The sequence below is a fragment of the Halovenus marina genome (genome assembly GCF_051414115.1).
Classification (GTDB): Archaea; Halobacteriota; Halobacteria; order Halobacteriales; family Haloarculaceae; genus Halovenus; species Halovenus marina.
Map to the genome: position 1 here is coordinate 1150653 of NZ_JBLKNZ010000001.1, position 20829 is coordinate 1171481.

The following is a 20829-nucleotide window of genomic DNA, read 5'->3' on the forward strand; positions in this document are numbered from 1 at the left end:
CCCGGTCTTGTCGAAGCAGAGTCCTATCGACGCTTGATCCGATAGTACTTCGTGAACCTGATGACGCTATTGGAAAGCGATTCGATCAGTTTGCCGTCCCGAACTGGCTGTCCGTCGAGCACTCGATGAAACGCCCGCGTCTCGCGTTCTGTGAGTTCGTCGTAGTCTCTGACCCGGTCGCTGTCCCGCACGTGGCTCACCGCTGTTGCGTCGAGGCCTGCAGACGAGAGTGACATGTGTTACCATGTATTGCGACATACACTCACTTGAATCTGTCGCTCAGAATGGATGTACCTCTGTTTGTGACAGTCGCGAAACTCTCATCGTTACCCGCTTCTTGTGAGCCGTTTCCTCTCATCTCGTCGCCTCTTGATCGGTTTCGGACACAATCCGAAAGTGTCTCCGCTCCCCAGCACTGATGGAGAGGTTGTTCACCCATTGGTGCAACTGTGATGACCGACGACAGCAACGCTGAATCCGATGATCCCACGTCTGGGTCTGCTGGAGTCACGTCTGGGTCTGGTCGTCACTGGTCTGGAAGGACGGTTCGGGCGTATGCAGTCGCTACTGTGCTGGCGCTCGTTCACTCGAACGTACTGATTTCGCTGTCAGCAGCGAGTGTGGTCGTCACGACAGTCGGTCTCGCTGACCTTCAGTTGGAGGTGCTTCCGGTCGCTATCGTCTTTGCCGTCACGGTGTTCGTCTACTCCTTCAACCGACTCGCGGACCGCGCCGAGGACGAGACGAACGTCCCCTCGCGGACGGAGTTCATCGACCAGCACGGCCGGGCACTGCTCGCGGCGGGGATTGCACTCTACGCCAGCGCGACCGTTCTCGCAATCCTGAGTGAGATTCCTGGCGCGCCCGCGATGATTCTCCCACTTCTCGTCGCGGTACTCTACTCGACCGTTGGGCTCAAGCGACTCTTTCTGGTCAAGAATCTCCTCGTCGGTCTCTCGTGGGGGCTGATCCCGCTCGGCGTGGGCGTCTACTACGACGCCCTGCTGACGGCGGACATTCTGTTTCTGTTCGGGTTCGTCACGGTGATGTTGACGATTGCGGCGGCCGTCTTCGACATCAAGGATATCGAGGGTGACAGACAGGAAGGGATCCGGTCGGTGCCGATAGTGCTCGGGCCCGCGTGGACGCGCCGTCTCGCGGCCGCCGCGACGCTGCTGGTCGCCGTGGTCGTGTTTGGAGCTATCTTCTCTGGACTGCTTCCCGAGCGGTACGCGGTGCTCTTTGGCTTTCTCGCCTACATCTTCTCGTACTGCCTGTTCGCGACCGAAGACCGGACGACCCTCTTTTACGGATTTGTCATCGACAGTGAACACATCCTGCTCGCCTGCCTCGTGGTGCTGTGGGACGCGTTTGCCGTTTGAGCTATCGCAGGTGCTTTTCCATCTCGACGTGTGGAATGTCCGCTTCGAGAAATTCCCCGCTCGTCTGTTCGTAGCCGCGCTCGCGGTAGAACGGGCGCACTGCAGTCTGGGCGTGGAGGCGAAGCAGTGAACAGCCCTGCTCGCGCGCCTCCGCCTCGATGTGTTCCATCAGCGCGGATCCGATACCCGCTCCTCGGTGTGACTTCCGCACCGCGACCCGCTCGGGCTTGCCGACGCCGTCGGTGACCCGAAGGCGTGCAGTTCCGACAGGCGTGTCCTCGTCGTAGACGACGTAGTGGACCGCGTCGTCGTCCTCGCCGTCCATCTCGATGTCCTCGTCTACGTCCTGTTCCTCGATGAAGACGACACGTCTGACGGCGTGTGCATCTGCGAGCGTCGCATTGCCGGGGATCCGTCGAATGTCGTAGTCGGTCATCGTCGCTGCGAGTCCTCGCGTCGGTCAGTTGCCGTCGGGGCTGTAGTTGGGCGCTTCGTCGGTGATGACCACGTCGTGTGGGTGACTCTCCTGCTGGCCAGCCGAGGAGACGCGGACGAACTCCGAGCGCTCCTTGAACTCGGGGATCGTCCCCGCGCCGACGTAGCCCATCCCCGACTGCATCCCGCCGACGAGTTGGCGGAGTTCGGATTCGACCGTCCCCTTGTAGGGAGTTGCGGCCTCGACGCCCTCCGGGACGAGGTCTTCGTCGTCCTGCTCGTCTTTCATGTACCGCTCGCCGCCGCCGGATTTCATCGCACCGACGCTCCCCATCCCGCGGTACTGCTTGTACTTTTTCCCTTGCATCGTGATGACGCGGCCGGGCGCTTCGTCGGTCCCCGCGAAGTACGAACCGAGCATCACGGCGTCCGCGCCTGCAGCGACTGCCTTGATCGCGTCACCGGAGTATCGGATGCCGCCGTCTGCGATGACAGGCACGTCGTGCTGGCTTGCGACGTCTGCGACTTGCGAGACGGCCGTGATCTGTGGCATTCCCGCCCCAGTGACGACGCGGGTCGTACAGATCGACCCCGGTCCGATGCCGACCTTGACGCCGTCGGCGAAGTCGACGACGTCCCGGGCGGCCTCGCGCGTCCCGATGTTCCCGACGACGATGTCCGCGTCGATCTCGGCTTTGATCTCCCGTGCGCTCTCGATGACGGCCTGATTGTGTGCGTGGGCACAGTCGATAAAGAGCACGTCGGCCCCAGCCTCGTCGGCGGCGCTCGCGCGTTCGGCCTCGAACGGGCCGACGGCGACGCCGACGCGAAGGTGACCGTTCTCGTCGCGGGCTGCGTTGTCGAACTCGCGACGCTGGAGGATTCCGGCCATCGTCATCAGCCCCATCAGTCGGTTCTGGTCGTCGACCAGCGGGACTCGCTCGATCTTGTGTTCGTACATCAGTTCGAGCGCCTCGCGCGGTTCGACGTCTTCGGGTGCGGTGATGACCTCGTCGGTCATCGCCTCCCGAACCTCGTCACGGTCACCGACTTCGAGATACGGACGGATGTCCGTTCCCGAGATGATTCCCAGCACCTCCCCCTCGTCGTTGACGACTGGCGCGCCCGAGACGCCCTCCTGTTCCATCATCTCGTCGACCTCTCGGACGGTCTGGTCGGGCGAGGCCGTGACCACGTCGCGGATGATGAGTTCGTCCGCGCGCTTGACGCGCTCTATCTCCGCGACCATTGCGTCGATGTCCATGTTCCGGTGCATCACGCCGAGACCGCCGTGTCGGGCCATCGCGATTGCCATGCCGCTCTCCGTGACGGTGTCCATCGCCGCCGAGAGGACCGGGACGTTCAGCTTCACGTTTGCCGAGACACGCGTTGTCATGTCCGACTCGTCGGGTTCGACGGTGCTCTCTTTCGGTCTGAGCAGAACGTCGTCGAATGTCAGCGCCTCCGGCACGTCCAACTTCTCTGAGAATTCCTTCGCCATGTAAACCGTGGGACACCGCGGGCCAAAAACGTTGCGAGATATTGATGCCGGTGCGTCGTCCTCCCGTGGGTAGGATCACCACAATACACTTTCACCCCTGCGTGCAACCACTGGTATGGCACACTCGATTCCACTTGGGAAGGGCTCGATATCGGTCTCGCTGCCCTCCTGTGACGTGACCGCAGTCTCTCCGCCCGGCGGCGAAGCCGTCGACGTGCGCGAGCGAGCACGGGCCGCGGTCGCAGACCCACACGGCCCGCGACTGGCCGAGTGCGTCGACCCAGACGACACCGTCACAATCGTCGTCACCGACGTGACCCGCGCCACGCCCGACGATATTCTGCTCGACGCGTTGGTCGACGAACTCGAACGCGCCGGGATCGCCCGCGAGCAGATCACCGTTATCGTCGGTCTCGGCTTGCACCGGCCGCTGACCGACGAGGAACTCCGCGAGTCGCTCGGCAACCACGCCGACCTGGCGGTCAACCACGACCCACAGCGCACCGTCGAGGTGGGGACTGTCGAAGGCTGTCCGATCGAACTGTTCGAGGTGGCCGCGCAGACGGACTATCTCTGCTCGACGGGGATGGTCGAGCCACACCAGTACGCTGGCTTTTCCGGCGGTGCCAAAACCGCTGTCATCGGCGCTGGCGGGGAGTCACAGATCCGCTACACGCACGGCCCGGAGATGCTGGCACGCGAGGGCGTCCGCCTCGGCCGGATCGACGACAACCCCTTCCGGGATTTTCTCGACCGCGCGGGCGACGAAATCGGCGTCGGTTTCTGTCTGAACGTCACCCACGGCCCGGAGGGCATCACGGGCGCGAGCGCTGGCGACCCGCGGGCGGTGGTGCGCGAACTCGCAGACGTTGCCCGCGAGACGCGCTCGGTCACAGTCACTGAGGAGTACGATGTCGTTCTCGCGGGCGTCGGTGCGCCGAAGGACAGGAACCTCTATCAGGCAAGCAGAGCGCCCACCTACGTCGCACTCGGCGCGCGGAACCCGCTTCGGGACGGCGGTCGAATCGTCGTCCCTGCGACGCTCACCGAAGGGGCGGGGGAAGGGACAGGGGAGAAGCGCTTTCACGAGTGGCTCTCGAACGCGGCCGACGCCGACTCGCTGTATCGGGAGATGCGCTCAGGCTACGAACCGGGCGCACAGCGTGCGTTCGTCGTCGCTCGTGTCCTCCGTGAACACGATGTCTGGGTGACGAACAGCCAGCATCCGGAACTCGTCGAGGATTGTCTGTTCGAGGCCGCAGACCGCCCCGAGGACGCTATCGAACCTGGCAGTGACGTACTCGTCGTCCCCGACGCGCTCAACACCCTGCTCGTCTAATGAGGGATTCCTCCCACTACTACCCCCGCTCTCCTCGTGGACGAGACTCTACTGCTTGACGCTGGTTTTGATACTACGGTTATCTCTGTTCTGTGGTTTGGATTCGTAACCACAATCAGAATGAATGAAACGGCCGTATCTATCAACATGAACCAAACACCCGGCCAGCGAACCGGCGGATCGGTTCTCGCTTGGACAGCACTGCTCGTGGTACTCGTGATTGCGCTTAGCGGACCTGTCGTCGCACACGGCGGGGACGACGGGGTTCACCACCACGATGGCTGGATGGGAGTCTCCGACGGGACCTTCGGGTATCTGTGGATGACACTCTGGATGGTGTTCCTGATCGGCGTCCCGCTCGGTCTCGGGTACCTGCTTCTTACCCGGCGCGACACCGACAGCGAGACGACAGACGATGCACTCGCTGTTTTGCGGCGGCGCTACGCCGAGGGGGAACTCGACGAGGAGGAGTTCGACGCACGCCGCGAAAAACTCCGGGAGGATGACTAACTCGTGAACGACTCACACCACGAGGATAGAGCGAACCACGACGAACACGGCCGTCCCTCAGACGCCGACGAGCGGACGGCTCACACCAGTCACGACGATGGGCATGGACAGCGCGATGGCCACGACGATGGTGACCACGGCAGGATGCACGATGGCCACGACGATGGCGACCACGGCGGGATGCACGCGGGCCACGAACAGATGTTCCGGCGTCGGTTTTTCGTCTCGACGCTCCTCTCGGTTCCCGTCCTCCTCTACAGCGAGACGCTCCAGTCGTGGCTCGGCTTTTCCGTCCCGGCGTTTTCCGGTAGCGAGTGGATAAACCCCGTCTTCGCCGTCGTCGTCTTCGCCTACGGTGGCGTGCCCTTCCTCCGAATGGCTGTCCCGGAACTACGCGAGCGCGCGCCCGGGATGATGACGCTCATCTCGATGGCGATCAGCGTCGCCTTCGTCTACAGTCTCGCGAGCGTCGTCTTCCCCGAGCAGTCCGCGTTCTTCTGGGAGCTGGTAACGCTCATCGATATCATGCTTCTGGGTCACTGGATAGAGATGCGGTCGGTTCGGCGGGCCTCCAGCGCGCTGGACGAACTGGCGGAACTCATGCCAGACACCGCCGAGCGCATCACCGACGACGGCAGCGCGGGACAGAGTCCCGCGGGCAACCGGACGCGGTCCGGTGACACCGAGGAAGTGCCGGTCGGCGACCTCTCGGAGGGTGATCTCGTTCTCGTGCGCCCGGGGGCGAGCGTTCCCGCGGACGGCGTGGTCGAGGAGGGCGACTCGAACGTGAACGAGGCGATGATCACGGGCGAGTCAAAGCCCGTCTCGAAAGAACCCGGCGACGACGTTATCGGGGGAACCGTGAACGGCGACGGCAGCCTTCGCGTCCGCATCGACGCGACGGGGGACGATACCACGCTGGCGGGTATCATGCGCTTGGTCGAGGAAGCTCAGTCGAGCAAGTCCAGAACGCAGGTCCTGGCCGACCGTGCGGCGGGATGGCTGTTCTACGTCGCGGTTGGCGCTGCGCTCGTGACTGCTCTCGCGTGGACGGCAGCCACCACGTTCGACGCCACCGTCGTCGAGCGGGTGGTGACCGTGCTGGTCATCGCCTGCCCGCACGCGCTCGGCCTCGCCATTCCGCTGGTCGTTGCCATCAACACCTCGCTGGCCGCGCGCAACGGGATGCTCGTCCGGAACCGTATCGCCATGGAGCAGGCCCGCAACCTTGACACCATCATCTTCGACAAGACGGGGACGCTCACCGAGGGCGAACACGGCGTCGTCGACATGGAGACCGTCGCAGGCGTCGACGAGGCGGACGCACTCGCACTCGCGGCGGCCGTCGAGGCGGACTCCGAACACATGATTGCCCGTGCCATTCGCGAGGCGGCCACGGAACGCGACGTAGCGGTGCCCGAGGCCAGTGGGTTCGAGGCGATGAAAGGCCGCGGCGTCAGAGCGACCGTAGACGTCTCCGGCGACACAGGTGACTCGTCGGACGCCGCCGACCGTGGTCAGGAAATCTACGTCGGTGGCCCGAACCTCCTGAGTCATCTGGACGTTGCCGTTCCCGGGTCGCTCACCGGCTTCGCAGACGAGGCTGGCGAGAACGCACAGACCGTCGTCTATCTCGTTCGAGCGGGGGAGGTAGTCGCTGCATTTGCCATGGCCGACGTAATCAGGGCGGAGAGCTACCGCGTCGTCGAGGCGCTCCACGACCTCGGCATCGAGGTAGCGATGCTGACCGGTGATTCCGCGGACGTGGCCGACGCAGTGGCCGAGGAACTGGGCATCGACACCGTGTTCGCCGAAGTGCTTCCGGAGGACAAGGACACGAAGGTGCAGGAGCTACAGGATCAGGGGAAACTCGTGGCGATGGTCGGCGACGGCGTCAACGACGCGCCCGCCCTGACGAGAGCGGACGTGGGCATCGCCATCGGCAGCGGCACCGACGTGGCCGTCCAGTCTGCGGACGTCATCCTCGTTCAGAACAATCCGATGGACGTGGTTCGACTGGTGAAACTCAGCACGGCCAGTTACCGAAAGATGCAGGAGAACATCGTCTGGGCGGCAGGGTACAACGTCTTCGCTATCCCTCTAGCGGCCGGTGTACTCGCCCCAGTCGGCATCCTGTTGTCGCCAGCGGTGGGTGCACTGCTGATGTCGCTGAGTACGATCATCGTCGCCATCAACGCGCAACTGCTCCGGCGAGTCGACCTCTCTCTGCCGGACTTGCCGGGCGTGTCGGCGTCCGGTGACGCACGGCCAACAGACTGACTGCCGCCCAGTTTACCGAACCCCGACGAAACGGTCTCGAACCCAGCGAAACGACCGACTCCAGCTACTGCTCGTTGATTTCGGCCAAGACGCGCTCGTGAAACTCCTGCAGCACCGCCGATTCGTCCTCTGCGAGCACCACGTCGGAGGCCATCAGCGTCGCCAACCCGAAGGCTCTCGGCGAGGGCGAATCGACGCGATACGACGCGAGTTCGAGGTTACCCGATTGTAGGTCCGAAAGCACCGATTCGATCCCCTCGACGTGGAGTTTGTCCTCCAGAATCTCCCGGTACGTCTCCTCGATGACCGCGAAGTCGTCGAGGTCGCTGGCAAATCCCAGTAGCATCTCACTGCTGACCTGCTGTTCGCTCGCGGACTTCTCGTAGCCCTTGTAGCGTTTGAGAATCATCAGCGAGCGCGTCGCGTTGATGCGGAAGTACCGCTGTAAGAGGTCGGTGCCGTCGAGACTCGCGCGCAGATCCGCGCGCACGTCGTCGGGGTCGATGTCCTCGACGAGACCGACCAGATCAACCTTGCGGTTGAGCGGCAAGGAGAGCGTGAAGCCGTTGTCCGCGACGGCGACTGTGACGTTCGCGTTCGCCTCCTGTGCGATCCGGTAGGCCAGCAACCGCGAGAAGCCGTCGTTGAACCGCCGCCCGTACTCGGAGTGGACGTAGTAGCGGCGCTCGTACTCGCTGTGGTCGAGTTCCTCCTCGATGACGAGTCTGCTGTCCGTGCTCACACTGTCCGGGCCAGCGTATCTGACCTGCTGGTCGAACATCTGGACGAGCGCGCGGACGCTGTGCTCGTCGAGCGGGAAGGACCGAAGCCAGACGCGTGCCTCGCTTTTGCCGCCCGCGTCGAGGTGGTCGAGAAGCGCGCGCTGAAAGTCGAGGATTTCTCGGCCCAGGTCGTAGGAGCGCGGCAAGCGCTCGGAGAACCACGACGGCACCGTCGGGCGTGAACTGGTCGGATCGACGTACACCTTCGACCCGCGGCGATAGCGGTACTCGAAGCGGTCGCCGCCGAGCACGAACACGTCGCCCGGGTCGAGCGTGTCGAGATACGATTCGTCGAGTTGTCCGACCCACTCGTCGCTCCGAGTGATCACGTCACAGGTAAACGAGTCCGGGATAGTGCCGATGTTGGTCATGTAGATGACCCGTGCCAGTCGGCCGCGCTTGCCGACGAGCGGTTCCCCGACCGGAAACTCCTCGTAGTGATGTTCGCCGTCCGGCGGGTCGTTCGTGTCCCGCCAGACCTTCGCGTAGACGTTTTTTCCCTCCAGCCCCGGATAGTCGGCGGTCAGATAGCGACAGAGTTGTTCCCACTGCTCGTCGCCGTAGGACCGGTAGGGATACGATCGCGTGAGAATCTCCCGTATCTCCGATTCGGGCCGTGGGCCGTTTATCGCCATCCCGTAGACGTGCTGGGTGGCGACATCCTGTGGTCCTTCCGGGACGAACACCCGGTCGACGAAGCCCTCCTCGGCGCGCTTGAGCATGACCGCACACTCGACGAGTTCGTCGCGGTCGAGCGCGATAACGCGCCCCGTGACTGTCTCGCCGAGTTGGTGTCCGGCCCGACCGACGCGCTGGAGCAACGCGGCGACGGACTTCGGTGAGCCAACCTGCACCACGAGGTCCAGATCCGGCATGTCGATGCCGAGTTCGAGTGACGTTGAGGTCGTCACCACGTCCAACTCGCCCGCCTTCAGCGCACGCTCGACGTCCTGCCGCTTCTCCTTCGAGAGGCTGCCGTGGTGACAGGCGGAATTTCGCTCGTCGTATCCGAACCGCTCGCGGAGGTTGTGAAGCACTCGCTCCGCCCCCGAGCGCGTGTTCGTGAACACGAGCGTGGTTGTATACTCCGCGATCAGGTCGTCGAGTTCCCGGTAGAAGCGGTCGTTGACCACCCCCGCGGGAGTGTTGATCAGGTCGTCTGTCGGGCAGTGGAGTTCGATGTCGAAGTTCCTGACGAAGCGCGTGTCGACGATGCTGTACTCGCGGGATTCTCCGCCGGTTCCCTTTTCTGAAACCTCCCCGGAGAACGTTCGGCCGACTAGAAATTCCGCCACGGTATCGAGCGGTTCGACAGTCGCGGAACAGCCGATACGCGTCGGTGAATCGTTCGCGAGCGCCTCCAGTCGTTCGAGCGACACCGAGAGATGCGTCCCACGCTTGTTCTCCGCGAGGCTGTGTATCTCGTCGACGATGACGTACTCGACAGTTCGAAGTTTCTCCCTGAACTTCGGGGAGTTGAGCAGAATGGCGAGCGTCTCGGGTGTCGTATTCAGAATGTGGGGCGTCCGTTCGAGCATCGCCTGTCGCTCGCTGTCGTCGGTGTCGCCGTGCCTGATCGCGTGTCGAATGTCGACGTCTTCGTCACGCTCGTCGAGTTTGTCGGTGATCTCATCGAGGGGAATCGCGAGATTCCGGTGGATGTCGTTCGCCAGCGATTTCAGCGGGGAGATGTACAGACAGTAGACGCTGTTGTCGAGTCCGTCTTCGGGGTCGTCAGCAGCGAGTTCACGCCGGAACAGTTCGTCGATGATCGAGCAGAAACTCGCGAGCGTCTTGCCGCTGCCAGTTGGCGAGCAGACCAGTACGTTCTCGTCGTCGTGGATGAGCGGAATCGCCTCCTTCTGTGGCGGCGTGAAGTACCCGCCGTTCTCGGGAACGAACTCCCCGAACTGCTCGACCCACCACTCTTGGACGACCGGTTCGAGCAGTTCGAGTACGTCAGCGTCGTCGACCTCGGTCTCTGCGACAGCCGACGCTGTCTCGGAACCGAGGAACCTCTCCGCTGCCGGTCGCTGCTCCCGTTCCATCTGTCTCTCACTTGGGCGCAACATGCTTGTGGGTTTCCCCGCCGCTCGCGGTGATTTCCTTCCGTGGTCACGACGCGATCACCTCTCGATGGTTACGATACGAACACTGGTCGACGGCCGCAACGCGGTCACTTCTCGACAGTCACGACTCCTTCCGTCGAGTCGAAGTTGACCCGACGGTCCGCGGCGACGGTGAGGCTGACCAGCACGTGCTGGATGCGCTGGTCGTGTTCGACGATGACAGCGGTGTCCCACTGCGTGTAATCGCTGGTGCGGACGAACGGCTGCGTGTAACAGCCGTATAGGTGCAGCGTCCGGCCGTCGAGTTCGACCCGCTTGAATCGCTGAGAGACCGAACTCGACCCGAACCCGGACTCGACGAGGATGACGCTTTCGCTGTCGAAATCCACCGCATCGAGTCGGTCGCCGTCGCTCGACTGCTCGATATCAACTGCCATTTCGAGTGCTGCCCGGTTCGCGATCGAACGAACTCGATACGCGGGGTCAGCCTCCGTGTAATCGAGCGGGTCTCCCGCAACTCGCACCCCAGAAAGCTGCTCGAAGGGGAGCGATGGCTCCGCTGGCATCCCCTCGCACAGATACTGTTCGTTGTCCTCGCTTTCTGGCGATTCCTTGGACGGGTCGACTCGGTACGGTGGCTCGTCGGTTCTCGGTACGTCGGTCGGTGTTTCGTTGGTTTCCCCCATAGTATTCCTCTTAACGGACGTGTATCGCTGGACGCCCCGGTCGGGCTTTGTTCGCGCGTTCGTCGCTCTCCTCCGCTCGACGAACTATCACGTCGACGCCGAACTCGTCGTCGAGCAGCCACGACGCGCGGTCGAGCAGTTCGAACTCCTCCGCGGGGTCGAGTACGGGCGGTAGTCGCTGTGTTCGGTCTTCGAGTTCTGCCGCGTAGGACTGGGCGGGTTCGCCAACCTCCTGCATGCGCTCGTCCGCCATCACCGTCCCGACGAAGGCCTCTCGCTTTTCCGCCTCGCGCGCCTGCCGGTATATCTCGAACTTCCAGTCGGGTGCGACGACGACCTCTATCTCTGCTGCATCAGCGAGATCAGCCACCTCGAATATCTCCCGCACGTCGTCGCGGAGTTGCTCGACGATGCGGCGCTGGGCGGCGTAGTCCTCGACTGCGTGCTCGGGCGTCGGCCAGCCGGCGTGTGCGACGATGCCGTCGCCGCGCAGGAGGTTCCAGCACTCCTCGCCGAGATACGGCGTCAGCGGCGCGATCAGACGGGTCAGCACGCGCAACCCGCGTCGGTAGACCGCCTCGTGTGGCTGGCCGTACTCGCGGTACTGGCCGAGCAGGCCCGCAAGTCCCCTGATCTCGTTGACAGCACGGTGGAAGCGAACGCGCTCGTACTCCTCGGAGACGGCCTGGATTGTTCGGTCGATTTCGCGGGCGACGTACTCGTCCTGTGGCTCCCGCGACTCTCGGCAGTCGATGCCGTTCGCGAAGGTGTCGACCATGCTGTAGATCTGTTGCTGGATGTCGTAGGCGCTGCCGACATCCCGGGCCGTCCACTCGAAGTCCTGTTCGGGATGGGCCGCCGAGAGGACGAACAGGCGCGTCGTCTCCGCGCCGTACTCGTGGGGGCTGACGACGTTGCCCTTCGTCTTGGACATCTTCTCGCCGCTGTGCAACACCGTCCCCTGATTGATGAGGCGCTCGACCGGTTCCTCGAAGTCGATCAGGCCGATATCCGAGAGCGCGCGGGTGAAAAACCGGATGTACAGCAGGTGCAAGACGGCGTGTTCCTCGCCGCCGACGTAGACGTCGACCGGGAGCCACTCGTTCGCTCGCTCGCTGTCGAAGGGAACGTCCGACCGGTCGGGTGAGAGATACCGGAGGAAGTACCACGACGAGTCGACGAAAGTGTCCATCGTGTCAGTCTCGCGGCGGGCCTCACCCCCGCACTCTGGGCAGGTCGTCTGGACGAACTCCGTGGCCGCTTCGAGCGGGTTCGCTCGCGTCTGGACGAACTCGGGCAGCTCGACCGGCAACTCGTTTTCGGGCACCAGCACTGGCCCACACTCCTCGCAGTGGACGACCGGGATCGGCGTGCCCCAGTAGCGCTGTCGGGAGATGAGCCAGTCCCGCAGGCGGTAGGTCACGTCCTCGCGGGCTTCATCGAGATCCGCAAGCAGACGCTCACGGGCCGGGCTGCTCGCGAGGCCGTCGTACTCTCCGCTGTCGGTGAGCATCCCCTCGCCGGTAAAGGGCGCGGTGCCGATGTCGACCGGCGTGTCGTCGACGGGTTCGACGACCTGTGGGATCGGCAGATCCTGTGCAGTCGCGAACTCGTAGTCGCGCTCGTTGTGTGCGGGCACGCCCATCACCGCGCCGGTTCCGACGTCTTCCAGCACGTACGATGCCACGTAGACCGGGAGTTCCTCGCCCGACGCCGGGTTGGTCGCCGTCAGGTCGGTTCGGATGCCGGAAAACTCCGTCTCTCGCTCGCTACGGGCAGATTCGACGTACTCTGCGACGGCCTCGCGTTCCTCCGCGAGCGTTCGGGCCAGATCGTGACCCGGCGAGACGGCGAGATAACTCGCGCCGAAGATGGTGTCGAGTCGCGTCGTGAACACGTCCACGTCGCCGTACTCCTTGACTTCGAACGTGACGCGTGCGCCCTCGCGTTTGCCGATCCAGTTGCGCTGAATCTCTTTGACACTTTCGGGCCAGCCATCCAGGTCGTCGAGTCCGTCGAGCAGTTCCTCGGCGTAGTCGGTGATGGTGAAAAACCACTGGTCGAGTTCGCGCCGACCGACGGGCGTCTCACACCGCCAGCACACGTCCCCGTCGTCGTGTTCGACGACCTGTGCGTCCGCGAGGACGGTCTCACACTCCGGACACCAGTTCACCGCGGCGGCGTCGTACTCGACGAGGCCTTCCTCGTAGAACTTCCGGAAGAAGTACTGATTCCACCGGTAGTACTCGGGGTCGCAGGTCGTGATCTCTCGCGACCAGTCGTAGCCGAAGCCGAGTTCCTCCATGTCCTCGCGCATCTCGGTGATGCAGGCCTCGGTCCACGAGCGGGGGTCGGTGAATCGCTCGTTCGCGGCGTTTTCCGCGGGCAACCCGAACGCGTCCCACCCCATCGGGTGCAGCACGTCGTCGGCCTGCATCCGTCGATACCGGGCGTACGCGTCGGTGATCGCGTAGTTTCTGACGTGACCCATGTGGAGGTTGCCAGACGTGTACGGAAACATCCCGAGCACGTACGTCGGGTCGACCGCGCCGTCGTCGAGTTCGTAGGCGTGCTCGCGGTTCCAGACGTACTGCCAGTACTCGGTCACCTGCGCATGGTTGTAGTTGCGTCCGGACATTCCTTACCTCATCTCCGGTCGGCGAGTATATCATTGTTGGCGTCTCCGACCATTCGCTTACCCCTGTGCAGTTCAAGGACGATGCACGCACCGTCGTCTGTCTCGCCAATTTCCAGTGTCCCGTCGATGCTCTGGACCAGCGAGTGAACGAGCCAGAGGCCGAGTCCGCTCCCGTGAACGAGCGGTGTCTCCTTTCCCGTCAGCAACACCTGCCGCTCCTGCTCTGGGAGCCCCGGCCCATCGTCCCGAACGTGGATTTTCGTCGATGTGTCCGATTCGGTCACGTCGATTCTGACTGACGGGGAGCCGCCTGCGTGTTTGGCTGCGTTCTCGACCAATTCCCGGAGTGCAAGCTCCAGACGTGAATCGGCCCACGCCATCGCCGTCTCCGGCGCAGCGATGCAAACTGACACAGCAGGATGCGCGTCATCGACTGCATTCGCCACCCGGGTCACAACAGGAACGATATCCATCAACTGTGGCTCCGAAGGGGTATTCAGATTCGCCTCCAGTTTGTTTGCCGTTTCGGTGATGTCCAACAGCCCGTCGCTCGTTTCGACTATCTGACGTGCGTAGTCGGCTTCCTGCCCGTCGATTTCATTCACCAGTATCGACGCCAATCCCGAGATCACGTTCATATCGTTGCGGAGATTGTGTCTGAGAACTCGGTTCAGCACGCTGATGAGTTGGTTTCGAGTGCGGAGCTGTTCTTGCTGGTCTTTCAACTCGCGTTCGTAGATGTGTCGCTCGATGGTCTGACCGAGCAGCTGAGCAAACAGTTCAACGAAGTGAATCTCTGTATCGGTAAACACCGTCTCTCGCTCCTCGTCAGCGGCGAAACAGACCGTTCCGTGCGGTTCGTCGTTGACCGTTACTTTGGCACCGATGTAGGTTCCGAGATCGAATCTCTCGATCGCAGTGTTCGAGATTGCGGCGGAGGCGTCGGCATCTTCGATAGCGAGTACACTGTCGATCTGAACCGTCCGACGGCAGTACGCCTCGTCGAGTGGACAGCGCTCGCCGGGCTGGATCAGTGGATGATCGCCTGCCGAGAGTACGATCTCCTGTGTGCCCTGCTGAATCTGTGTATAGAACCCGAGCGGGAGTTTGAGGAAGCCCCTCCCGATCTCGAGCGCTTGCTGAATCTTTTTCTTTGGGTCGCTATCTGGATCAGCAAAGACCTCGTAGAGCCGTTCTCGGCTGCGTGCTGGGTCCATCTCTTGCGTATCACGATATTCGTCCAAATCTGAAAAAATTGCGATACACCCCTGAATTCCGTCTGTCACCTACCGGCTCAGATAGCCGCCGTCGACGGCGAGCGCTTCGCCCGTGGCGAAGGACGCGCCGTCGGATGCCAGCCACAGCACCGCGTCCGCAATCTCGTCTACGTTTCCGAGTCGCTGCATCGGATGGAGCGCTTCGGTCTCTGCGCGCATCTGCTCGTCAGTCGTCACGCCCGCGTCGTCGAGCATCTGCGTCTCGATGTAGCCCGGACAGACCGCGTTCACGCGGATGTCCTCGGTCGCCTGTTCGAGCGCTGCCACCTTCGTCAGGCCGACGACGCCATGTTTCGCCGCCGTGTACGCTGGCGTTCCGGCCTCGCCAACCTGTCCGAGGATGGATGCAGTGTTGACGATTGCGCCGCCGCCGTCCTCGTGCATCGCCGGAATCTCCTTGCGCAGACACCGCCAGATGCCGCTGAGATTGACGTCGATGATCGCCTGCCAGCTTTCCTCCGAAATTTCGTGGGTCTCGTCGAAGGTGCCGCCGATCCCCGCGTTGTTGAACGCCACGTCGAGGCCACCGTACTCCTCCGTTGCAGTCTCGACCATCTGCTCGACGTCGCCGTCGTCGGTCACGTCGACTTCGACGAACGTCGCGGCACCGTCTGTGTCGTCGTTGATCGTGGCGGCAGTCTCCTCGCCGCCCTCGGTGTCGACGTCCGCGAGAACGACGTTCGCGCCAGCGTCGCCGAACTCGACTGCAGTCTCTTGCCCGATTCCCGATCCTGCACCTGTTACGACGACTGTCTTCCCATCGAAGTCACTCTTGTGTGACATGTACGTTCGTACGTTGGATGCCCAGATAAGTCCAGCGGGTATTCTCACAGTCGAGTATTGTGGATCCGCTTGCTGGTGTCGGTCTGGGGCGTCGCCGCTCACGATAACGGAAGGGGTTTACTCCCGGTTTTCCTACGGAGATCTATGGGCGCGTTCAGTCTCTATCCGCTGTTCGAGGCCGATGTAGACGAGGAGGCAGCAACGGCAATTCTCGACCCGTACGTGGAAGCGTACAGCGATGTCACGTACGAGACTGAACCACTTGCAGACCCGCCCGAAGACGCCTTCGTCCCGAAGGAAACGCTTTCTATCGAGACGCTCGATACGTTCGTCGAACTGTTCGAGGACCTGCTGAGATATCCAAAGATCGAGGGGGCGAGGCTGTGGGGGCCGAGTTCTGAGCGATTCCCGGTCATCATCCAGCACAGCGCGCTCCAGCAACTGTCGGATCCGGACCTCTACGAGTTTCACGCGCTCGATGACCGTCGGACGATGGTCGTCGCCGAGAGCGAACTGGAATTTCGGCGAATCCACGAGGAAATTCCGCCGACATCCCGTGAGTAGCGACGAACCCGTCCGGACACTCACGCCGCGTTCTGTTCACAGCGCCGTGCTATTGCCACGGGAGCGGTCAACGTCTCGTAGGCGTCGCCGCTGAGATAGATCGGCCACGATCCGCTGCTGACGCCGTCGGGGTCGTCGGTCACGTCACGGAACAGCGCTTCGAGCGACTGGCGGTAGCTCTCTTGGCGTGTTTCAGCGATCTGAAGCCCGGGCCGGTCGCTCCGGTCGTGTCCACGCAACGCGACGTACACCTGAGCGAACGGCAGTCGAACAGCGTGGGGGGCTGGAGCCTCCCACAGCGGGAGCGTTCGGACGCTCTGTGCGTTTTTGTGTCCAGCGGGACAGCCAAGTGCGACCAGCAATCGCCCGAGAACGGCCCCGTCCTGCTGGGGTTCGTACTCTGGGGGCGCGTCAGCGACGCGGTGCAGTCGACAGCCGAGAGCGCTCGCTACACCGGCGATCAGGCACTGCTCGGACTCCTCGCTCGCAGTGAATCGTGGGGTGTACGTCTCGGTTGCAATCGACCCGCCAGCGTAGATCCCCGCGGCGAGACCGGCGAGTCCAACCATCGTGTCGTCGTCCCACGCGTCAGGCAGCCAGTCACGCCGTTCGAGGGTCTGGAGTCCCCGATAGGCGTCGGGCATGCCATCGTCGGCCAGCCAGCGTTTCATTCGACCGCGGGGCAACTCGACCATCGTGCTGATCGCCTGCGACCCTTTCTCGGGATTGTCGGCGGCGACTGCCTGCACGCGCTCGTAGTCCGCAATCACCTCCCACGGATCGTCGTAGCCGGGCGGGTCGTAGGTTCGGACGAAGGCCTGTTTGAGCGAGTGTGTGTCAGTCGGGTCGTAGAGTGAACTGGAGGGCATGATAAGTATAGAGCGACCGGAGGAAAGGGGGTGTTCAGTTAGTTCGGCACATCGAAGTCGCCGAGGGTGGCGGAGTTATCGCCGCTCTGACTTTCCCAGACGACTGCAACTGTTTGCCCGGGATTAACACCTGTCACAGTAATACTAGTCCCAGAACTGATTTCAGTATTGAATTGAGAGCTAGCTGCACTACCGTCAACGTTCACTGTAATCCGATCTGAGTCAAGCACTGCACCGCTCTGATGGGTAACTGTGACATCACTACCATCGTAGTCGAAGTCGAAACTTGCCTGCGGGGCGGAGTCGCTGACCGATTCACCGAGGCCGAGCACGAAGGTTGCAATCACGGCCGCCAGAATGACCGTAATCGCGACCATCAGGATGACCCCGATGACCGGTGAAACTGCACGCCCGTCTTCCGATTCGTTGCCGAATAGGTTTGTTAGTTGCATGGTTGTTTTCGTTCACACAACGGTTGGCAGGAGTCGCATGCACCCTGATTTCCGTTGGTCTACTACGACATTCTACTCTGCCACATAAATACTTGCTGGCTAATTCTCAACTCTGAATATCAGAACTGAGAATCCTCAGATGGTTTTATGTTGTTTGGTTCGGTAGCTGTTGGCACAGGGAGTGGTTGCCCTGTGAGATGCTTCACACAACGGCACAGGGGCCGACGGACCCTTTGAGACACAGTGTCTCAATCGCATGCACCCGTCTTTCATTCCCCCCTGTGTTCTCTGAAATTCATATCTGATAGCTAAAGCGTGGTGTAATTGCCCCGATCTGCTGAACAAGTCACTCCTTGTATCCTCATTACGTCGCTCCAGTCAACGCGGTGCATCAGTATCTACCGGTTTCATAGGATTTCACATCTACTTATTGATATCCCATAGTGATTGCCAGGATTGACCTGCGGTTCCGTTGGAACTCACAAAGCGTCACTACCGGGAGAATGCGAATACGGGCCGACAACTGTGTGTCGGACCCCTCTTCGATGCTCGCTAGTTACACTCTTCAAACAGGGTCGCCGTTTGATCGCCTGTTTCGCTCGTCCAGGTTATCGCACCAGTTCCGTCAAGTGTTTGTCCGGGAGTGACCGATCCTGTGTAAGTAGCGCCGCCCCCGTCGGTGATGGTCCCTTCGAAGGTGGTTTCGCCACCCTGAACAACGGCATCAGTACCGTCACACTGAAAGGTGATCTGCGGTGCAGTACTGTCGACGGATTCACCGAGGCCGAGAACGAAGGTTGCGATGACGGCGGCGAGGATGACCGTAATTGCGACCATCAGGATGACTCCGATGACAGGTGAGACGGCCCGCCCGTCATCCGATTCGTTGTCGAATAACTCTGTCAGTTTCATGGTTGGTTTGATTCACACAACGGGTCGCAGGATATTCATGCACCCTGATTTACCGTTGGTCTATTGGCTGTTTCGATCCGCCAAATAAATAACTTGTGGACAGTTTTATCGCTGAAAATCGGGGCTAAAACCTGTGGCTGTGTTTTGCGCTCAGTCCGAGAGACCGACAACTGTTATGTTTTCACCCCCTCGATCGGTGTGCATGCGCGTCACCTTTCTCGGAACCGGAAGCGCGATGCCGACTGGACAGCGATTCCAGACCGGTCTGTTGCTCGAATCGGGTAGGGAGTCGCTGCTCGTCGACTGCGGGAGCGGTGTGTTGCACAGTCTCGCTCGAACCAGCGTCGGCTACGAAAACACGGACACACTCCTGCTCACGCACCACCATCTCGATCACGTCTCGGATCTCCCGGTCTTGCTGAAGGCCCGATGGCTCGACGGCGCAGAGTCACAGACGATTGTCGGTCCACCGGGGACGGCGGAACTCGTCTCCGGACTCCTCGACGTCCACGAGTACATGCAGGATCGAATCGACCTGTCCGTTCGGGACCTCTCACCGGAGCAGTCGACGACGCTGAGCGGGTTCGACATCGATTCGATGGAGACGCACCACTCCATACAGTGTTTTGCGTATCGGTTCACCCCACAAGGGACCGACGAACCCACGTTCGTGTTCAGCGGTGACACCGAAGCCTTCCCCCAACTGATCGAATTCGCTGACGGTGCGTCGGTGCTGGCTCACGACTGTTCGTTCCCCGACGGCGTCGACGTCTCGAATCATCCGACGCCCTCGCAACTCGGAGAGACGCTTGCCGACGCCGACGCTGACATCGACCGGGTGTATCTCACGCATCTGTACCCCCACACCGAGGGCCGTCACGAGGAGATGCTCGATTCGGTCGGTGACGCGTACGACGGTGACGTTCGGTTTGCACAGGACGGACTCACGCTCGAACTCGCGTGAATCAGTCTCTGGTCGGCAGCGCACACTGTCTCATACTGCTGGCTGTACATTCGTACAGATATTCGCCACTCCGGGGTGGCGAATCCGTTCAAAATGGGACAGCCAGCAGTATCAGACCTGGTCGAGCGTGACGCGAAAGTCCGCGCCGCCAGCGTCGCTGTCTCGAACTGCGACGGACCCGCCGTAGGACTGCACGAGCGACCGGACGAGTCCGAGTCCGAATCCCGTGCCGTCGCTGTCCGGCCCGCGTTGGCCCATCTCGAAGAGGTCCTCGCGGATTTCCTCGGAAATACCGTCACCGTCGTCGGCCAGTCCGACGACGACCGAATCAGGCGAAGGCGTCTCTGCGTACACGTCGACCGTGACTGCCCCGTCGTTGTGGACCGCCGCGTTCGAGAGGATGTTCTGAAACACCGAACTGACCAGGTCACCGGCGTACACTTCACAGTCGAATTCGTCAGCGTCGTACGCGACTGTCAGGTTCTCGAACTTCTGTTCGACGGTGTGGATGACGTTCGTCAGGATGAAATCGAGATCCATTGGCTCCGGACTGTCTTCCTGTTCGAGTGTCTTGACCGTGCCACCGACGTCGTCGACGAGTTTCGAGGCATCCTGTCCAGTCTGGTGAATCCGTTCGAGATACTCCTCGACAGAGTCGTCCGTGATGGGCCGTTCGAGCGCCGCCTCGGCAAAGCTGAGGATGACCTGCAGGTCGTTGCCAAGGTCGTGGCGCAACAGGCGGTCGTACACCTCGAGAATCTCCTTTCGCTTTTCGAGGTCGTTTCGCGCCCGTTCGAGCCGTTCGCGCGAGCGAACGTTCGTGATCGCCGTACCGATGTGTTCCGCGAAGAATTCGACTGGCTTGACGTGGTGTTCCTCGACGTGCTCCAGAGACGGCCAGCTCACCACCAGTATCGCTCCGGACTGTTCGTCGCCGATCCCATATAATGCTGGCACTGCGATGGTGACGTCGCGCTCTTCGGTGACGGTCTCCGGGTCGACGAGAGTGACGTTGTCGGCGCTGTAGCGGACTGTCCCGCTCTGGGCACACACGGCAACGTCTCCGCTCTGGTTTGCATACTGTGCGATCCGTCCCGCCTCTCCCTCAGGCGACTGACTGGAGCGAACGCTTTCGAGAATCTGCAGACTTCCGTTTCGTACCTCGATCACTGTCGAGGATGGATAGCCATCCAGAACGTTCGGTATCGCCTCGATCGCAAGTGTTGCGATCTCTTCGACGGACTCCAGGTGATACATCTCGCGACTGTATTTGACTATCTGTCCGGCTATCTGGACCGTCCGGTCTCGAGTCTCCGCTATCCCCGGTTTGTCGTCTGGAGCCGTCATGCCCTGCTACGAAATCCCCTGCAGGGTTGTTGCAGGCAA

18 protein-coding genes are annotated in these 20829 nt (G+C 61.9%); 6 read left to right on the forward strand and 12 right to left on the reverse strand.

Features of this window, described 5'->3' with window-relative positions:
- Window positions 1-23 precede the first annotated feature (23 nt).
- Entirely contained in the window at window positions 24-236 is a 213-nt protein-coding gene (locus tag ACMGFL_RS05885; RefSeq protein WP_436934605.1) for a DUF7979 domain-containing protein, read from the reverse strand.
- Between the two features lie 216 nt (window positions 237-452).
- On the opposite strand from ACMGFL_RS05885, the gene ACMGFL_RS05890 reads away from it, so the two are divergent.
- Complete coding sequence (locus ACMGFL_RS05890; protein ID WP_436934606.1) at window positions 453-1382, forward strand: UbiA family prenyltransferase; 930 nt, start codon at window positions 453-455, stop codon at window positions 1380-1382.
- Window position 1383: 1 nt separating this feature from the next.
- Here the strand turns inward: ACMGFL_RS05890 and ACMGFL_RS05895 are convergent, their stop codons facing one another.
- Together ACMGFL_RS05895 and guaB are read right to left on the reverse strand one after the other, a co-directional pair.
- Window positions 1384-1818: a GNAT family N-acetyltransferase gene (locus ACMGFL_RS05895; protein WP_436934607.1), complete on the reverse strand. Its 435-nt coding sequence runs from the start codon at window positions 1816-1818 to the stop codon at window positions 1384-1386.
- A gap of 24 nt (window positions 1819-1842) precedes the next feature.
- Entirely contained in the window at window positions 1843-3318 is a 1476-nt protein-coding gene (guaB, locus tag ACMGFL_RS05900; protein ID WP_436934608.1) for an IMP dehydrogenase, read from the reverse strand.
- Between the two features lie 115 nt (window positions 3319-3433).
- On the opposite strand from guaB, the gene ACMGFL_RS05905 reads away from it, so the two are divergent.
- The 3 genes from ACMGFL_RS05905 to ACMGFL_RS05915 all read left to right on the forward strand — a co-directional run bounded on the left by ACMGFL_RS05905 (window position 3434) and on the right by ACMGFL_RS05915 (window position 7447).
- Complete coding sequence (locus ACMGFL_RS05905; RefSeq protein WP_436934609.1) at window positions 3434-4657, forward strand: lactate racemase domain-containing protein; 1224 nt, start codon at window positions 3434-3436, stop codon at window positions 4655-4657.
- A gap of 147 nt (window positions 4658-4804) precedes the next feature.
- Window positions 4805-5167: an SHOCT domain-containing protein gene (locus ACMGFL_RS05910; RefSeq protein WP_436934610.1), complete on the forward strand. Its 363-nt coding sequence runs from the start codon at window positions 4805-4807 to the stop codon at window positions 5165-5167.
- 180 nt (window positions 5168-5347) lie between these two features.
- Complete coding sequence (locus tag ACMGFL_RS05915) at window positions 5348-7447, forward strand: copper-translocating P-type ATPase (RefSeq protein ID WP_436936423.1); 2100 nt, start codon at window positions 5348-5350, stop codon at window positions 7445-7447.
- Window positions 7448-7511: 64 nt separating this feature from the next.
- Here the strand turns inward: ACMGFL_RS05915 and ACMGFL_RS05920 are convergent, their stop codons facing one another.
- The 5 genes from ACMGFL_RS05920 to ACMGFL_RS05940 form a co-directional block, all read right to left on the reverse strand.
- A complete protein-coding gene (locus tag ACMGFL_RS05920; RefSeq protein WP_436934611.1) occupies window positions 7512-10277 on the reverse strand; it encodes an ATP-dependent helicase in 2766 nt (921 codons plus the stop codon).
- A 128-nt stretch (window positions 10278-10405) separates the two neighbouring features.
- Window positions 10406-10984, reverse strand: coding sequence for a hypothetical protein (locus tag ACMGFL_RS05925; RefSeq protein WP_436934612.1), 579 nt, complete (start codon window positions 10982-10984; stop codon window positions 10406-10408).
- Between the two features lie 10 nt (window positions 10985-10994).
- The gene (gene leuS / locus ACMGFL_RS05930; RefSeq protein WP_436934613.1) at window positions 10995-13622 is read right to left on the reverse strand and encodes a leucine--tRNA ligase; all 2628 of its coding nucleotides are present in this window, start codon (window positions 13620-13622) and stop codon (window positions 10995-10997) included.
- Window positions 13623-13630: 8 nt separating this feature from the next.
- Entirely contained in the window at window positions 13631-14839 is a 1209-nt protein-coding gene (locus ACMGFL_RS05935) for a GAF domain-containing sensor histidine kinase (protein ID WP_436934614.1), read from the reverse strand.
- 69 nt (window positions 14840-14908) lie between these two features.
- Window positions 14909-15682, reverse strand: a complete 774-nt coding sequence (locus ACMGFL_RS05940; RefSeq protein WP_436934615.1) for an SDR family NAD(P)-dependent oxidoreductase — start codon at window positions 15680-15682, stop codon at window positions 14909-14911.
- 144 nt (window positions 15683-15826) lie between these two features.
- On the opposite strand from ACMGFL_RS05940, the gene ACMGFL_RS05945 reads away from it, so the two are divergent.
- On the forward strand, window positions 15827-16246 hold the full coding sequence (locus ACMGFL_RS05945; RefSeq protein ID WP_436934616.1) for a hypothetical protein: 420 nt from the start codon (window positions 15827-15829) through the stop codon (window positions 16244-16246).
- A gap of 20 nt (window positions 16247-16266) precedes the next feature.
- Here ACMGFL_RS05945 and ACMGFL_RS05950 read toward each other — a convergent pair whose 3' ends face one another.
- The 3 genes from ACMGFL_RS05950 to ACMGFL_RS05960 form a co-directional block, all read right to left on the reverse strand.
- A complete protein-coding gene (locus tag ACMGFL_RS05950; protein ID WP_436934617.1) occupies window positions 16267-17115 on the reverse strand; it encodes a hypothetical protein in 849 nt (282 codons plus the stop codon).
- A 38-nt stretch (window positions 17116-17153) separates the two neighbouring features.
- On the reverse strand, window positions 17154-17567 hold the full coding sequence (locus tag ACMGFL_RS05955) for a type IV pilin domain-containing protein (RefSeq protein ID WP_436934618.1): 414 nt from the start codon (window positions 17565-17567) through the stop codon (window positions 17154-17156).
- Between the two features lie 552 nt (window positions 17568-18119).
- On the reverse strand, window positions 18120-18479 hold the full coding sequence (locus ACMGFL_RS05960; protein WP_436934619.1) for a type IV pilin domain-containing protein: 360 nt from the start codon (window positions 18477-18479) through the stop codon (window positions 18120-18122).
- A 202-nt stretch (window positions 18480-18681) separates the two neighbouring features.
- On the opposite strand from ACMGFL_RS05960, the gene ACMGFL_RS05965 reads away from it, so the two are divergent.
- Entirely contained in the window at window positions 18682-19443 is a 762-nt protein-coding gene (locus ACMGFL_RS05965) for an MBL fold metallo-hydrolase (protein ID WP_436934620.1), read from the forward strand.
- A gap of 111 nt (window positions 19444-19554) precedes the next feature.
- On the opposite strand, the gene ACMGFL_RS05970 is transcribed toward ACMGFL_RS05965, so the two are convergent.
- Entirely contained in the window at window positions 19555-20790 is a 1236-nt protein-coding gene (locus ACMGFL_RS05970; RefSeq protein ID WP_436934621.1) for a sensor histidine kinase, read from the reverse strand.
- Between the last annotated feature and the right edge of the window lie 39 nt (window positions 20791-20829).

Bases quoted from the DNA above. Each gene is read 5' to 3' on its own strand.
- ACMGFL_RS05885 (WP_436934605.1), bottom strand. From the start codon at position 236: ATGTCACTCTCGTCTGCAGGCCTCGACGCAACAGCGGTGAGCCACGTG.
- ACMGFL_RS05890 (WP_436934606.1), top strand. From the start codon at position 453: ATGACCGACGACAGCAACGCTGAATCCGATGATCCCACGTCTGGGTCT.
- ACMGFL_RS05895 (WP_436934607.1), bottom strand. From the start codon at position 1,818: ATGACCGACTACGACATTCGACGGATCCCCGGCAATGCGACGCTCGCA.
- guaB (WP_436934608.1), bottom strand. From the start codon at position 3,318: ATGGCGAAGGAATTCTCAGAGAAGTTGGACGTGCCGGAGGCGCTGACA.
- ACMGFL_RS05905 (WP_436934609.1), top strand. From the start codon at position 3,434: ATGGCACACTCGATTCCACTTGGGAAGGGCTCGATATCGGTCTCGCTG.
- ACMGFL_RS05910 (WP_436934610.1), top strand. From the start codon at position 4,805: ATGAACCAAACACCCGGCCAGCGAACCGGCGGATCGGTTCTCGCTTGG.
- ACMGFL_RS05915 (WP_436936423.1), top strand. From the start codon at position 5,348: ATGCACGCGGGCCACGAACAGATGTTCCGGCGTCGGTTTTTCGTCTCG.
- ACMGFL_RS05920 (WP_436934611.1), bottom strand. From the start codon at position 10,277: ATGGAACGGGAGCAGCGACCGGCAGCGGAGAGGTTCCTCGGTTCCGAG.
- ACMGFL_RS05925 (WP_436934612.1), bottom strand. From the start codon at position 10,984: ATGGGGGAAACCAACGAAACACCGACCGACGTACCGAGAACCGACGAG.
- leuS (WP_436934613.1), bottom strand. From the start codon at position 13,622: ATGTCCGGACGCAACTACAACCATGCGCAGGTGACCGAGTACTGGCAG.
- ACMGFL_RS05935 (WP_436934614.1), bottom strand. From the start codon at position 14,839: ATGGACCCAGCACGCAGCCGAGAACGGCTCTACGAGGTCTTTGCTGAT.
- ACMGFL_RS05940 (WP_436934615.1), bottom strand. From the start codon at position 15,682: ATGTCACACAAGAGTGACTTCGATGGGAAGACAGTCGTCGTAACAGGT.
- ACMGFL_RS05945 (WP_436934616.1), top strand. From the start codon at position 15,827: ATGGGCGCGTTCAGTCTCTATCCGCTGTTCGAGGCCGATGTAGACGAG.
- ACMGFL_RS05950 (WP_436934617.1), bottom strand. From the start codon at position 17,115: ATGCCCTCCAGTTCACTCTACGACCCGACTGACACACACTCGCTCAAA.
- ACMGFL_RS05955 (WP_436934618.1), bottom strand. From the start codon at position 17,567: ATGCAACTAACAAACCTATTCGGCAACGAATCGGAAGACGGGCGTGCA.
- ACMGFL_RS05960 (WP_436934619.1), bottom strand. From the start codon at position 18,479: ATGAAACTGACAGAGTTATTCGACAACGAATCGGATGACGGGCGGGCC.
- ACMGFL_RS05965 (WP_436934620.1), top strand. From the start codon at position 18,682: ATGCGCGTCACCTTTCTCGGAACCGGAAGCGCGATGCCGACTGGACAG.
- ACMGFL_RS05970 (WP_436934621.1), bottom strand. From the start codon at position 20,790: ATGACGGCTCCAGACGACAAACCGGGGATAGCGGAGACTCGAGACCGG.